The sequence below is a fragment of the Vibrio profundum genome (genome assembly GCF_050337555.1).
Classification (GTDB): domain Bacteria; phylum Pseudomonadota; class Gammaproteobacteria; order Enterobacterales; family Vibrionaceae; genus Vibrio; species Vibrio profundum.
Map to the genome: position 1 here is coordinate 60,239 of NZ_JAKJTA010000016.1, position 14,004 is coordinate 74,242.

A 14,004-nucleotide genomic window follows, 5' to 3' on the forward strand; every position below is an offset into this window, starting at 1 on the left:
GCCATATCAGAGGTGCGTATCTATTATTGTGGCACTGACAATCTGATTTGATCACCTTTTCAAATGCTGTAAAGTGACGAAATTCAAAGATTAATTTCAAATCGACTCTAATTTCAATACCGAAAGTAAGTATTGGCAGGCAGGATGCAAATGTTACCAAGACTACAAACACAATCTGATATCGCGCCAGTTATTAAGCGTTTTCTCAAAGAGCTAAACGAATCGGGCTTTTGCGGCGATATAGAAACTGAATACGCCAGCCGATTAGCCGTTGCTACGGATAACAGCGTTTATCAGCAATTACCACAAGCGGTGGTGCAGCCTAAATCGACCCAAGACGTCACTCTTCTCAATAAGATTAGCTCAAAACCCGAATATAACAGCGTAACTTTTTCAGCGAGAGGGGGGGGCACGGGGACAAACGGCCAATCTCTTAACAATGGTATTGTGGTTGACCTGTCGCGGCACATGAATAAAGTTCTTGAAGTGAACCAAGAAGAAGGTTGGGTGCGAGTGCAAGCCGGTGTCGTTAAGGATCAACTGAACGATGCAGTAAGGCCGCATGGATTTTTCTTTTCTCCTGATTTATCTACGAGTAATCGCGCCACATTGGGCGGAATGATCAATACCGATGCATCAGGGCAAGGTTCTCTAAAATATGGCAAAACGTCGGACCATGTATTGTCATTACAAGCGGTGTTTACCGATGGGTCTATTTTTGAAACAGATGGCTCGAATGGGCTGCCTCATCAGGGGGAGCGTGCGGGCCAAGTGTTGAGTCTGTGTCAGCAAGTGTGTCGTGAGAGTCGCGGTGAGATTGAACAGCGTTTTCCGCCTCTTAATCGTTTTCTCACCGGCTACGATCTGAAAAATGCCTACAATCCGGAAAGCGACCAACTCGACTTAGCACGAATACTATGCGGATCGGAAGGCTCGCTTGCCTTTATCACCGAAGCTAAGTTGAGCCTAACTAAAATTCCAAACGTTCGCACGCTGGTCAATGTTAAATATAATAGCTTTGATGCTGCGCTTCGCAGTGCTCCCGTCATGGTACAAGCGCAGGCATTGTCAGTCGAGACGGTAGATTCCAACGTATTAAATCTAGCTAAACAAGATATTGTTTGGCATACGGTTAGTGATTTGTTGCAAGACGTGCCAGATAAGGAACTGTTAGGCATCAACATCGTAGAGTTTGCTGGGCAAAACGAAGAAGAGGTGAGTCAGCAAGTAAGCCAATTAATCAGCCAACTGGAACAAATGATGGAGGCTGAACAAGGAGGGGTGATTGGCTATCAAGTTTGTAATGATTTGGTAGGCATTCAACGTATTTACGCAATGCGAAAAAAAGCGGTGGGTTTGTTGGGAGCCGCCAAGGGAAAAGCAAAACCGATCGCTTTTGCTGAAGATACTTGTGTTCCGCCGGAGAATTTAGCGGACTTTATCGAGGAGTTTCGCACGCTATTAGATAGCAAAAAACTGAATTACGGTATGTTCGGTCATGTCGATGCTGGTGTATTGCATGTTAGGCCTGCTTTGGATCTCTGCGATCCTAAACAAGAAGCATTAATGCACGAGGTATCCGATCAAGTGGTTGCGTTGGTCGCAAAATATGGCGGATTGATGTGGGGAGAGCATGGCAAAGGGTTCCGCTCACAATATGTACCAGATTTTTTTGGGCAAGCTCTGTTCCATGAACTGCGAAAAGTAAAAACGGCCTTTGACCCGTTAAATAAAATGAATCCAGGTAAGATCTGTATGCCTTTAGATAGCAATACAGAGCTTGCTAAAGTCAGTGCCACCAAACGCGGTTTTTACGACAGGCAAATAGACATAGAGGTCCGAGATAGCTTCAAAGGCGCGATGGAATGTAACGGCAACGGGCTTTGCTTTAACTACGATACCTCTTCGCCAATGTGCCCATCAATGAAAGTGACCAGCGACAGGCGCCATTCGCCCAAAGGAAGAGCAGGGTTGGTGCGAGAATGGCTAAGACAACTGAGTGAACAAGGCACCGATATTTTGGCTCTAGAGAAAGAAAGCTCGAATGGCTCTTTCTCTATTAAGCAGTTACTCGACCGCTGGCGCAACACAGCCAATAAACGTCACGAATATGATTATTCGCACGAGGTTTATGAAGCAATGAGCGGCTGCTTAGCGTGTAAAGCCTGTGCGAGTCAGTGTCCGATTAAAGTGGATGTTCCGAGTTTTCGCTCTCGCTTTTTAAATGTGTATCACTCACGTTATCAAAGGCCAGTGAAAGATTACCTCGTCGCTCATATTGAACGCTTACTGCCCATCATGGCGAAATCACCCAAGCTGGTGAATAGCGTTTTAAAACAGTCTTGGACTAAGTCAGTTACGGCTTCCACGGTTGGGTATGTCGATATGCCGTTGTTGTCGGTCCCTGCGCTAGCAAAGCGAAAAATGCCAACTCAAGAGTTTGATCTAGCTTCCTTACAAACGCTGCCAGAACGTGAAAGAAGTCGGTATGTATTAGTGGTGCAAGACCCGTTTACCAGCTTTTATGATGCGCAGGTGGTTGAAGACTTTGTTAACCTCGTGCACAAACTCTCAAAAATTCCGGTTGTATTGCCATTTAAACCCAATGGCAAAGCTCAGCATATTAAAGGCTTTTTAAAGCAGTTTTCTGACACGGCGCGTGACAGCTCAGAGTTTCTCAATCAGCTTGCTCAGTTGGGAATCCCTATGGTTGGCGTCGACCCTGCGTTGGTTCTATGTTACCGCGACGAATACCAAGAAATACTGGCGGAGGATCGTGGAGAATTTCAGGTGTTGAATGTCCATGAGTGGCTACAGCCTAAGCTCGCTGAAATGCCGAGTATGGATGCCAATGATCAAACACCGTGGCATTTGTTGTCTCATTGCACAGAAAAAACCAAGATGCCAAATGCCGAAAAAGAATGGGGCGAAATTTTTGCTCATTTCGGTGCGAATTTGTTACCTGTTGCCGTTGGCTGCTGTGGCATGGCGGGCACCTTTGGTCACGAAGCCGATAAGCTACAAATGTCGAAAGATATCTACGGGCTGAGTTGGAAGCCTAGCTTAGACAATCTGGCAATCGATAGGTGCCTAATTACTGGCTACTCATGTCGAAGTCAAGTGAAGCGTTTTGAAAACGAACAGGTTAAGCATCCGTTGCAAGCACTTCTTTCAATGTTGAGTTAGAAAAATGTTGAGTTAGACAGCATTATTTTGTTCAAAAGCTCGCTGGACGAGAAAACCAACCATACCTTTTGCTTTCATTAGATCTGCCCCCTTTCTACGTTAGGAAAGGGGGCCACTCCATCATGAACAGATCACGTAACAAAATGAAACAAGTGCAACTAGTCAAACCTGAGATCCTATCGTGATAGCTTGTTACTTTTGTTTCAAACGTAACTGAATTCGGATTTAGGGCATTTCTCAATATGGACATGGAAGTAAAGCGAAATAAACAAGAGAACTTCTTTCACTATAAAATACTGATAGTCGTGTCAGCCTTTTATATGGTCGCGGTGGTATCAAGTGACTTATTTACCTACAAAATATTTAAAGTGGGTTCAATTGAAGGCTCGGCATCACTGATTGTTTTCCCGCTGATTTATTTGTTAAGTAATTTAGTGACAGAAATCTATGGGAAGAGTATGGCTACATTCCTGCTGCTGTGCGCATTAACATGTGAGTTCTTCTTCGATGTGGTTTTAAGCCAAGTCATTTACCTTCCTTCGCCGCAAGGTTTTGCCGAGCAAACGGCTTTCAAACAAATCCTAGGCTCATTGCCTGATGTTTACTGGGGAGCTTTGGTTGCATTAACGGTGAGCGCAATGGTAAACATCAATTTAATGGCATGGTGGAAGAACAATGTCGATGGAAAGTTCTACCTGTTTAGAAGCTTTTTCTCCACGCTAGTTGGCGTGCTTCTGTTTACGGTGATCGGTTACTTCATTTGGTTTTGGGGTATTAAAAGCGTCAGCCAAATATTGGAGCTCATCTTTGTGTCTATTATTTCCAAGCTGGTCATTATTTCAGTCATGATTTGGCCAATCGCCCAGATTGTACGCTGGGTAAAAACCAAAGAAGACGCTTTCATCGATCAAGATGAGGCAGAGGGACGTACAGCGTCAGCTTGTTAACTGGCATGCTGAAACGTTAGCGACTCATTTTTGAATTTTACGCAAGTGATATGCGCTTCGATATTGCAGGGGATTCTATTGATTGATGGTTTGGCCTAGGCGTTTGCGTTGAAAGAGACATAAATGGAAATCAAAGAATACCAGGATAAGTACCACGGTGAGTTGAGTGAGATCTATTTGGAGTCTCGAAAATCTACGTTCACTTGGTTAGATACGAGTGCTTTTAGCACTAGTGATTTCAATAAAGACACTCAAGGTGAGCGGATCTTGGTCGCTTTCTCTGGTGGGCAGATGGTTGGTTTCATTTCAATATGGGAGCCGGAAAACTTTATCCATCATTTATACGTATCTACCGATTCGCACTCTCAAGGGATTGGTAGCGAGTTACTTAAATCAGTAAAGTCTACGTATGAGGACCTTAGCCTAAAATGCATGGTAAATAATAAAGCGGCAATAAGATTTTATGAATCAAAAGGGTTTGCCCGAGAGTCAAAAGAGAGAGACAGTCAAGGAGAGTATTACCTAATGAAGTATCGGACTAAAAATGGGTAACTCCCGTCGGCTATACGCCTGTTTCGTGAGAATTTAGGGTTCGCCGATTTGTTCCCGAAATGCACATCAGCGAAGTTACTTGGCCGCAAGTCAATCCTCTTACAACAAAACTCGGCGCGAATGGCGCTAAGTTGAGTCGAGAAAGTTAAAATATTAGGAGATTATCTGTCCTGCAGATACTAATACGCTTTATATGCATGAAATAGAATCATTTCGACGTAAAAGACAGCATGATGAAAGCTAATTGTCATTGTGGGAATGTTCAAATCACCACACTTTACATCCCTAATGAAGTCGCACAATGTAACTGTTCAATTTGCAGGCGCTACTCTGCCTGCTGGGCCTATTTTGATTCGGAAGATGTAGTAATCCAATTTGAAAAGGAAATATCGCTCTTCTATATATGGGGCGATAAAGAGGTTGAGTTTCATCGATGCGGCTTATGTGGCTGTGTAACTCACTACATTACAACTGCCAAATGTAAAGACAGAATTACTGCAATAAATATGAGAATGACTACGTCAGAAATTCTAGATAGCCTTCCCGTCAGAAAAATAGATGGTGATAAGTATTAGTTTGATAATCAAATGGTTATCAGTAAAAAGCGAACTTTGGTTTACTATATAAGGAAAGTAAAATGTGGTTGCAAGAAGTTGAGCTTGAATCTCAAAATGTAAAGCTTATCCCGTTACGTGAAGATCACTCAGTTGCTCTAGTTAAAGCAGCATCAGACGGAGAATTATGGAACTTGTGGTTTACATCCGTACCTAGTACGGAAATCGTTGATAGCTACATTGCAAATGCTCTTGAGCAAAAATCCAAAGGCATGTCTTTACCATTTGTTGTTATAGATAAGTTGAGTGGGGATATTATTGGGTCGACACGCTTGTGTAATGTCGACTCAGTACATCAGAGAGTTGAAATTGGCTATACATGGTATGGGCAAAGTTACCAACGCACCTCGTGCAATACAGAATGTAAGTTATTGCTATTAGCATATGCCTTTGAGTGTTTGGATGCTATTGCTGTTGAGTTTCGAACTAGCTGGCATAACCACGCTTCCAGAACAGCAATCAGCCGCTTGGGAGCCAAGCAGGATGGCGTGCTACGAAATCACCAGAAGTTACCGAATGGCGGCTATAGAGACACAGTGGTTTTCTCTATTTTAAATTCGGAATGGCCCCCAGTGAAAGCGAACTTAGAGTACAAAATGTCAAAGTACAGCTAGCAAAGCATTGTTAACCTCTGAGGAGCAAAGATGAAATTATCCTTAATGGTCGCAATGTCCGAAAATCGAGTAATTGGGGCAGGGGTGGAGATCCCATGGCGTGTCAACGGCGAGCAACTTCTATTTAAAGCTATGACTTACAACCAATGGCTTTTGGTGGGTCGCAAGACATTTGAATCTATGGGTAAGTTGCCTAATCGAAAGTACGCAGTAGTGACACGTTCAGAAAGGGTTTCAAGTGATCCTGATGTAATGTATTTCAAAAGTATTGAGTCAGCACTCAAGCAAGTTAATCAACTTACACACCATGTATACGTTTCTGGTGGTGGTGAACTCTACAAGGCATTAATAGATAGAGTCGATACAGTGCACCTTTCAATAATCCATAAGAATATTTCAGGTGATGTTTCCTTCCCTCAACTACCTAGTCATTTACATCAAGTTTTTGAGCAACGTTTTAGTTCAAATATTGATTACACGTATCAAATTTGGCAAAAGGGATAAAAGTGCCTCAAGGTCTATTAAGGATGGTAGAGATATGGATCGGAGAGAGATGATTAATAGATTGAACAATCAGGGAATCCCTTCGGAGATGTATACATTTGACGAGGAATTACCAGACGATAAGTTTGTGGTTTTCTTTGATTACAAAAAGTGGCATGTTTACTATTGTGAAAGAGGGAAAAAATTCGAGAAAAAGAGTTTTACCAGTGAGGAGGCTGCATATTCTCATCTATTGACACTCATGTGACTTTTCTAAAAATCTGTAATTAGGTTGGAGTACTATGTACGACCACTATAAAGAAACTAATACATTGATTTTTTTTGACTAGAAAATATTGGACATACTCATATAGCTGAGACTCTTCGAGAGATTTTGGAGGGGGGAGCGACAGGATCTGAAATTTTTATGGGCTTGAGATTTTTTGTAGATAAACTATTAAAAAATTATTCTATACCAGAAGACATAAAATCACAGGCGAAAATTTTATTTATTGAGTTGGACAGGGTATTACGCCAATAGAGAGAGGACTATGAACGAAAAAGAATTACGTCAAAGGTTACATAGTATTGGTATTTATGGCTCTTCATATGCTTTGAGTGGAGAAACCCCATTTGAACAATACGCGATGGAAAACAGGGGTCGTAAGTGGCTTGTGTTCTACAGTGAAAGAGGCCAACGTAATTCAGAGCAAGCTTTTTATAATGAAAGTGATGCTTGTGATTATCTCTACTCCGTTCTAGTAAAAGACCCATCTACAAGGAAACGCGGTTGATGTAATCTAAAAGCCCGCATTTACGGTAGAGAGATTTAAGTGACGCGAATAGGTGGAGTTTAGATTTGCATTGCTTCAATAAAAAACGCCCTTAAAAGGGCGTTTTTCAGAATTATTTACAGAGTCAATTATGCTGCTTTATTGTCTTCGGCTAGGAAACTTTCTTTACGGGCGTTGAATCTATCTACAAGATCGTTAACCGCTTCTTGATCATATGGCTTTAAGCCACTTGCGACCATGCGTTTTACGCCAGTACCGACAATCTCTTCGCCTTCTTTGAAAGCAAAGTTTAGGGTTACGACACCACGTTTTCCGTCTACATCGAACGTTGCGCCAGAGAATTCAACTTCTGGTTTGCATAAATCGAGACGTTCAAATTCAACTTCCATGCTCTCGTAGATAACAAGAGGGCGCTGACAGTTGATCATCATCTGTTCTTGTTCCATTAGTGGAACCATGATGTGTGGGAAATTCATACCAGAAAACTGGACGTAGTTGGTAACAACGTGCTCGATGAACTCAGCGTCGTTGTTTACATCGCCTTCGCGTTTGACACGCAAGTATTCTTTACCTGCTTGGTCAACAACAGCACTTTCTTCTGAGTTCTGGCTTTCAATGCTGAGTTCGATACCGTCTGAGACCATACCCGAAAAGTCGAAACGCATCTTTTGGCTGATGCCTTGTTGCTTAAGTAGCACGGCGAAGAGAAGGTCACCCGGCACACAGAAACGTTTGTTGTCTTCATCATGGATAGGGTTATAGTCACCCGCCACCTTCTTAGCAAAGTGACTTGCTTGCTGGCGTGTGAATTGGAATTGGTTATCTTGCTTTGAAAAATAAGAAGTTAGAAACATGACTCAGTAACGGTAGCTAAAACTGTCAGGGATTATATATGACAATTGACTTTAAATGGTCCGTCCAGTGTGATTTTTTTGTTAAGTCGTTAATTGTGTTGGATCTGTGATACCACGAACAGCAAATTTTTGACCAATTTTTCGATTTATCTCCTACGTAAAGAAAGCCCAGCATAGCGCTGGGCTCAATATTTAGTTGTAGCTAGCAGTGGCTTTCGGATTACTTAGAAGCTTTCAAATAAGCCGGTTGGCATTAGCTCGTTGTGTACCGCCAATCTCAGCAAGTTACTTGAAAGTTCGATATCTGGCGAAAAGTAGCGGTCTTTATCGTAGAACGACACTTTTTCTCTCAATATGTGTTTTGCTTGTTCTACATAATGAGAGGACTTTTTGGGAGCTCTGAAGTCTAGCCCTTGAGCGGAGGCAAGATATTCCACGGCTAAAATCCCACGGGTATTTTCTGCCATATCTTTTAATCGTCTTGCAGCGAATGTCGCCATAGAGACATGATCTTCTTGGTTGGCAGATGTTGGCAGACTGTCAATGGAAGCAGGGTGTGCGTAGGTTTTATTTTCGCTTGCTAGAGCCGCTGCCGTGACCTGCGCAATCATAAATCCAGAGTTTACTCCGCCATTGTCGACTAAGAAGGCGGGTAGTTTACTCAGAGCGCTATCAATCAGTAGCGCCATACGACGTTCAGATAAGCTGCCAATTTCAGCAATCGCAAGCGCGAGGTTGTCTGCCGCCATGGCCACAGGCTCCGCGTGGAAGTTACCGCCAGAAATAATGTCGTCTTCTTTGGCAAACACTAGCGGGTTGTCGGAAACCGCATTTGCTTCCACTTCTAGCGTTGCGCCCGCAGTGCGAATTTGCTGTAGGCAAGCCCCCATGACCTGAGGCTGGCAGCGTAGTGAATATGGGTCCTGTACTTTTTCACAATTAGAATGAGAATCGCCGATCTCACTGCTTTCACCAAGTAGATGGCGATACGCCATCGCCGCATCGATTTGAGTTTTATGGCCGCGTACCTGATGGATACGAGCGTCAAACGGACGTCGGCTGCCTTGCGCCGCTTCAACCGACATTGCGCCACAGACCGTAGCAGAGGAATACAGATCTTCGGCAGCAAATAAGCCTTCCAATGCGAATGCAGTAGATGCTTGTGTGCCGTTTAAGAGGGCAAGGCCTTCTTTAGGAGCCAGTGCGATGGGTTCTAGACCGGCGATGCCTAACGCTTCACGGCCTGAGATAATTTGCCCATTGTGTCTAGCTTGGCCTTCACCCAGAAGAATGGTGCTCATGTGGGCGAGCGGCGCTAAGTCACCAGAAGCGCCCACTGAGCCTTTTTGCGGTACGCATGGGTACACGCTGGAGTTAACCAAAGTCATTAGTGCATTGATGACAGATAAACGAATACCGGAATAGCCACGTGCAAGGCTGTTGATTTTAAGCACGAGCATCAAACGTACCGTTTCATCGCTCATAAACTCACCGATACCAGCAGCATGCGACAGAACGATACTTTTTTGTAGGGTATCTAGATCTTCATGGGCGATACGCGTATTGGCGAGTAGTCCAAACCCTGTGTTGATCCCATAGACCGTGCGGTCTTCTTCGATAACACGCTCCACTACTTTGGTGCTGGCGTTTATCGCAGGAATAGCATCGGAGTCGAGCGATATTTTGATCGGGTGGCGACTGATTTGTCTTAGCTGCATTAAGCTTAGATGACCGGGTTTTAAGGTGAATTCCAACATCTCTTTCGTTCCTTTTATTGTCGCCATTATTTTAGGTTTTTTAGTTCTTGGTTGAGCATAGGGAGATCGAGTTTTTGCTCAGATGCACATTGTTTAGCAATGTCGTAACCTGCATCCGCGTGTCGCATAACACCAGTAGCTGGATCATTATGCAGAACGCGTGCGATACGCTCTGAGGCATCGTCGCTACCATCACAACAAATAACCATGCCAGAGTGTTGCGAGAAGCCCATCCCAACGCCGCCGCCGTGATGTAAGGATACCCAAGTTGCGCCGCCAGCAGTGTTTAGCATAGCGTTAAGGAGTGGCCAGTCGGACACCGCATCTGAGCCATCTAGCATGCCTTCCGTTTCTCGGTTCGGGCTGGCGACCGAACCTGAATCTAGGTGATCGCGGCCAATCACGACAGGCGCTTTCAATTCGCCAGTTCTCACCATTTCATTGAACGCTTGACCTAAACGCTCACGGTCTTTCAAACCAACCCAGCAGATACGAGCAGGTAAACCTTGGAATTGAATCCGCTCACGCGCCATATCTAGCCAGTTATGTAGATGCGGGTTGTCTGGAATCAGCTCTTTTACTTTTTGGTCCGTTTTATAGATGTCTTCTGGATCGCCCGATAGAGCTACCCAGCGGAACGGACCAATGCCTTCACAAAAGAGTGGACGAATATAAGCAGGAACAAACCCTGGGAAATCGAACGCATTCTCGACCCCTTCTTCAAGTGCCATCTGACGAATGTTGTTACCGTAATCGAGAGTTGCTGCGCCGCGTGATTGCAGCTCAAGCATGGCTTTCACTTGCACCGCCATGGATTGCTTCGCCGCTTTAACGACTTTGGCTTCGTCTTCTTGGCGCATCATGGCCGCGTGTTCTAAGCTCCAATCTTGCGGTAAGTAACCGTTGAGCGGATCGTGCGCAGAAGTTTGGTCAGTGACGACATCCGGGATGATATTGCGCTCAACGAGTTCAGAGAACACGTCAGCGGCGTTACCGAGTAGTCCAACAGAGACAGGAGAATCCGATTCGTAAATGATAGCCAAGGCTTCATCAAGATTGGCTGCTTTTTTATCGACGTATCCTGTTTTCAAACGGTAATCGATGCGCGATTCGTCACACTCAACGGCAATCATAGAGTAACCAGCCATTGTTGCAGCTAATGGCTGCGCGCCGCCCATTCCGCCTAAACCACCAGTGAGTACCCAACGGCCTTTCGCTTTACCGTCGAAATGCTTTTTCGCGATGGAAACAAACGTCTCATAGGTGCCTTGAACGATTCCTTGAGAGCCGATATAAATCCAGCTGCCCGCGGTCATCTGGCCATACATCATCAAACCTTCTTTATCGAGCTGATTGAAATGTTCCCAATTGGCCCAGTGAGGAACGAGGTTAGAGTTGGCAATGAGCACTCGTGGTGCATTTTTGTGAGTAGGGAAGACGCCCACAGGCTTGCCAGATTGAACCAGCAATGTTTGATCTTCTTCAAGGCGCTCTAACACTTCAACGATTTTGTCGAAGCATTGCCAGTTACGTGCAGCTCGGCCGATCCCGCCGTATACCACTAATGCGTGAGGGTGTTCAGCAACTTCTGGGTCTAAATTATTCATTAACATACGCAGTGGGGCTTCAGTCAGCCATGACTTTGCGCGCAGCGTGGTGCCGTGTGGCGCTTGAATGATCCGAGATGTGTCAAGACGCGGATCTGAGGTGTTGCGTGATGTCATGTTAGACTCCTTTAAATTAACATTAGACAAGAGATTGCACCGTCGAGCTAAGCGCTAGTTAGAGCGCTCGTTGGGTGACGGTGGCTGGTGAGATGGAGAAGAATCGATTTGATTTGCCAGCACTTTATCGGCCATTGAATTTGCAATGTCCCAGCATAGGCGCGCCGCTAATCGAGCTGTTTGACTATCGATATCGTAAATGGGGTTGTATTCAGCAATATCAGCGATCACTAATTTGTGCTTGTAGTGCAGCACGCGTTTTAGAAATAGCGATAGGGTTTCATAGCTGACACCGGGGGCGGCTGGGGCGCTGACACCCGGCGCGGTTGCCGCGGGAAACACATCTAAATCTATAGTGAGATACACCAGATCGCAGTCGTCGATAAAATGCTGCAATTGAGTGAGGTGATAAATGTGGTTTTCTAGCGTGAGCTTATGATCTTCCACATACCACACACCTAATTCATCGGCTCGTTGGAATAGAGCTTGGGTGTTGCTCGCACGACTGACGCCTAGGCATGCGTAGTGGAAATCCCACTCGTGCTGTTCGCAAAAATGGTGAATTTGATTAAACGGAGTACCCGAACTTGGTTTTACATCGGCATGAGGGCTATCAAAAGCGCGTAAGTCAAAGTGTGCGTCAAAGTTGATGATGCCAATCTTGGGCTTGTCGCTTGGAAAATGTTGCTGATAGTATTTTGCTAGCCCTTGAAAAGAGGCCCATGCGACTTCGTGCCCACCACCTAACGTAATCACAGGAGTATGGGCGAGGGCAGTGCTAATAATGTTGCCGCAATCGTTTTGGCTTTGCTCCAACAAATCGTCATCACAAGCAATGTTGCCAAGATCGATCAAAGACACATCTTTATGCCAAGCCATATTAGCTAGAGCGCGGCGAATAAGATCCGGAGCTTTTTTTGCCCCTACACGGCCCTTGTTTCTTATGACTCCAGCATCGCAGCAGAAACCAAGCAGGCTGACAGCTCGGATTGAGCCGTTTAACTCACTGGCTTGTTTTTGCTTGATGACATGATGGACTCGCTTGCCCAAATCACCATCTTCAGCATCGTGGCGGCCTTGCCAATGAAATTGTTGGCTGGTTAGCACCTGATTTGTATCACCCATTGCACAGCTCTCCGTTTACTACACGTGCAGAGAGACGAGGTATACCGACTTGATAGCTAAGGTCCGCAGGGTGCTCACTATTCCAGATGGCGATATCTGCCTCAAAGCCTTGTTTAATTTGGCCTCTAGATGCGCTAAACCCTAGAGCTTGCGCCGCATGGCAGGTAACACCACGTAGTGCTTCTTCTGGAGTTAAGCCAAAAAGAGTGCATCCCATATTCATCATCATAGTCAAATCGGCGAAAGGTGAGGTGCCGGGATTGAAATCCGTTGCGATGGCCATTGGCACGTTATGTTTCCGCAGCACGGCAATTGGCGGCTGTTGGGTTTCTTTTAAAAAGTAAAATGCACCCGGCAGCAAGGTGGCAACAGTATTGGCCTTACCCATAGCACGAGCCCCTTGTTCCGTTAAATATTCAATATGATCAGCGGATAAGCCGCCATATTGAGCAACAAGTTCACTGCCACCTAATTCGGACAACTGCTCGGCGTGTGCTTTTACTGCTATCCCGTAGCGTTTGGCCGCTTGAAATACTTTTTCAGTTTGCTTCAGTGAAAATCCAATGGATTCACAAAAGACATCGATCGCCGACGCCAATTTCAACTCCGCCACGTGAGGAATGATTTCCTGACAAACGACATCAATGTAGCTATCAGGGTCATTTTTATATTCTGGGGGAACGGCGTGTGCGGCTAATAAGGTCGCTGATACTTTCACCTTACGCTGCTGCTCAAGCGCTTTGGCCGCTTTGAGCATTTTTATTTCATCATTAAACGTCAGTCCATAGCCCGACTTAATTTCGACACTGGTGACTCCAGTTTTGAGCAAGCCATCTAATCTCGGCAGCGCCAACTCAATCAGTTGCTCTTCACTCGCAGTGCGAGTAGCTGTCACTGTCGATAGGATACCGCCACCTTGTTTCGCTATCTCGGTATAGGACACACCGTTTAGGCGTTGCTCAAATTCTTGCGCTCGATTACCTGCAAACACCAAGTGAGTGTGGCAATCAATGAATCCCGGAGTGAGTAACTTGTTTTGGCAGTCATGGATCTGGCAATCTTGTGTATTATCAGGCAGTTCATCGAGGATCTGGTCGATTTGACCTTGCTTGATGATAATAGTTTTGTTCGGGCTGACCTTGTATCCGCCAGAAGAAGGCTCCATCGATACGAGGTTGGCGTTGGTGAGAATGAGATCGTTGCGGTGGTCCATTGGCATCCAGACTGTCTTTGGGATATTTAATGTATATACAATTAAATATCCCAAAGGTTAATGGTATGCAATTTCCTTGTTGCGAAAACGTGATCGTTGTAAGGGTGGGCGACTTTTCCTCGTCATAACGAGGTTTGCCTA

12 protein-coding genes are annotated in these 14,004 nt (G+C 45.0%); 7 read left to right on the forward strand and 5 right to left on the reverse strand.

The genetic code is table 11. The annotated features are described in order from the left end of the window. The first annotated feature begins 150 nt into the window (after nt 1-150). From ydiJ to L4C34_RS15405, 7 genes are all read left to right on the forward strand, one after another. The gene (gene ydiJ / locus L4C34_RS15375) at nt 151-3,186 is read left to right on the forward strand and encodes a D-2-hydroxyglutarate dehydrogenase YdiJ (RefSeq protein ID WP_428790231.1); all 3,036 of its coding nucleotides are present in this window, start codon (nt 151-153) and stop codon (nt 3,184-3,186) included. Between the two features lie 242 nt (nt 3,187-3,428). Then, nucleotides 3,429-4,133: a queuosine precursor transporter gene (locus L4C34_RS15380; RefSeq protein WP_428790232.1), complete on the forward strand. Its 705-nt coding sequence runs from the start codon at nt 3,429-3,431 to the stop codon at nt 4,131-4,133. Between the two features lie 123 nt (nt 4,134-4,256). After that, the gene (locus L4C34_RS15385; protein WP_428790233.1) at nt 4,257-4,685 is read left to right on the forward strand and encodes a GNAT family N-acetyltransferase; all 429 of its coding nucleotides are present in this window, start codon (nt 4,257-4,259) and stop codon (nt 4,683-4,685) included. Nucleotides 4,686-4,918: 233 nt separating this feature from the next. After that, nucleotides 4,919-5,260 (forward strand): GFA family protein, encoded by a 342-nt coding sequence (locus tag L4C34_RS15390; RefSeq protein WP_428790255.1) that lies wholly within the window; start codon nt 4,919-4,921, stop codon nt 5,258-5,260. 62 nt (nt 5,261-5,322) lie between these two features. Then, entirely contained in the window at nt 5,323-5,913 is a 591-nt protein-coding gene (locus L4C34_RS15395; RefSeq protein WP_428790234.1) for a GNAT family N-acetyltransferase, read from the forward strand. 30 nt (nt 5,914-5,943) lie between these two features. Beyond that, nucleotides 5,944-6,417, forward strand: a complete 474-nt coding sequence (gene dfrA / locus L4C34_RS15400; protein WP_428790235.1) for a trimethoprim-resistant dihydrofolate reductase DfrA — start codon at nt 5,944-5,946, stop codon at nt 6,415-6,417. 530 nt (nt 6,418-6,947) lie between these two features. After that, a complete protein-coding gene (locus L4C34_RS15405; protein ID WP_428790236.1) occupies nt 6,948-7,190 on the forward strand; it encodes a hypothetical protein in 243 nt (80 codons plus the stop codon). 128 nt (nt 7,191-7,318) lie between these two features. On the opposite strand, the gene L4C34_RS15410 is transcribed toward L4C34_RS15405, so the two are convergent. From L4C34_RS15410 to hutI, 5 genes are all read right to left on the reverse strand, one after another. Then, nucleotides 7,319-8,044 carry a DUF3581 domain-containing protein gene (locus L4C34_RS15410; RefSeq protein ID WP_428790237.1) on the reverse strand — a complete coding sequence of 242 codons (726 nt, stop codon included), beginning with the start codon at nt 8,042-8,044 and terminating at the stop codon, nt 7,319-7,321. A 224-nt stretch (nt 8,045-8,268) separates the two neighbouring features. Next, on the reverse strand, nt 8,269-9,801 hold the full coding sequence (gene hutH / locus L4C34_RS15415; RefSeq protein ID WP_428790238.1) for a histidine ammonia-lyase: 1,533 nt from the start codon (nt 9,799-9,801) through the stop codon (nt 8,269-8,271). A gap of 26 nt (nt 9,802-9,827) precedes the next feature. Continuing rightward, nucleotides 9,828-11,525: a urocanate hydratase gene (gene hutU / locus L4C34_RS15420; protein WP_428790239.1), complete on the reverse strand. Its 1,698-nt coding sequence runs from the start codon at nt 11,523-11,525 to the stop codon at nt 9,828-9,830. 54 nt (nt 11,526-11,579) lie between these two features. Then, entirely contained in the window at nt 11,580-12,650 is a 1,071-nt protein-coding gene (gene hutG / locus L4C34_RS15425) for a formimidoylglutamase (protein ID WP_428790240.1), read from the reverse strand. Further along, nucleotides 12,643-13,863 (reverse strand): imidazolonepropionase, encoded by a 1,221-nt coding sequence (hutI, locus tag L4C34_RS15430; protein ID WP_428790256.1) that lies wholly within the window; start codon nt 13,861-13,863, stop codon nt 12,643-12,645. Before hutI ends, hutG begins: the two co-directional genes overlap by 8 nt. Between the last annotated feature and the right edge of the window lie 141 nt (nt 13,864-14,004).

Coding starts and splice junctions, on each gene's coding strand:
- L4C34_RS15410 (WP_428790237.1), bottom strand. CDS start 8,044: ATGTTTCTAACTTCTTATTTTTCAAAGCAAGATAACCAATTCCAATTC.
- L4C34_RS15380 (WP_428790232.1), top strand. CDS start 3,429: ATGGACATGGAAGTAAAGCGAAATAAACAAGAGAACTTCTTTCACTAT.
- L4C34_RS15395 (WP_428790234.1), top strand. CDS start 5,323: ATGTGGTTGCAAGAAGTTGAGCTTGAATCTCAAAATGTAAAGCTTATC.
- L4C34_RS15390 (WP_428790255.1), top strand. CDS start 4,919: ATGAAAGCTAATTGTCATTGTGGGAATGTTCAAATCACCACACTTTAC.
- dfrA (WP_428790235.1), top strand. CDS start 5,944: ATGAAATTATCCTTAATGGTCGCAATGTCCGAAAATCGAGTAATTGGG.
- L4C34_RS15385 (WP_428790233.1), top strand. CDS start 4,257: ATGGAAATCAAAGAATACCAGGATAAGTACCACGGTGAGTTGAGTGAG.
- hutI (WP_428790256.1), bottom strand. CDS start 13,863: ATGGACCACCGCAACGATCTCATTCTCACCAACGCCAACCTCGTATCG.
- hutH (WP_428790238.1), bottom strand. CDS start 9,801: ATGTTGGAATTCACCTTAAAACCCGGTCATCTAAGCTTAATGCAGCTA.
- hutU (WP_428790239.1), bottom strand. CDS start 11,525: ATGACATCACGCAACACCTCAGATCCGCGTCTTGACACATCTCGGATC.
- ydiJ (WP_428790231.1), top strand. CDS start 151: ATGTTACCAAGACTACAAACACAATCTGATATCGCGCCAGTTATTAAG.
- L4C34_RS15405 (WP_428790236.1), top strand. CDS start 6,948: ATGAACGAAAAAGAATTACGTCAAAGGTTACATAGTATTGGTATTTAT.
- hutG (WP_428790240.1), bottom strand. CDS start 12,650: ATGGGTGATACAAATCAGGTGCTAACCAGCCAACAATTTCATTGGCAA.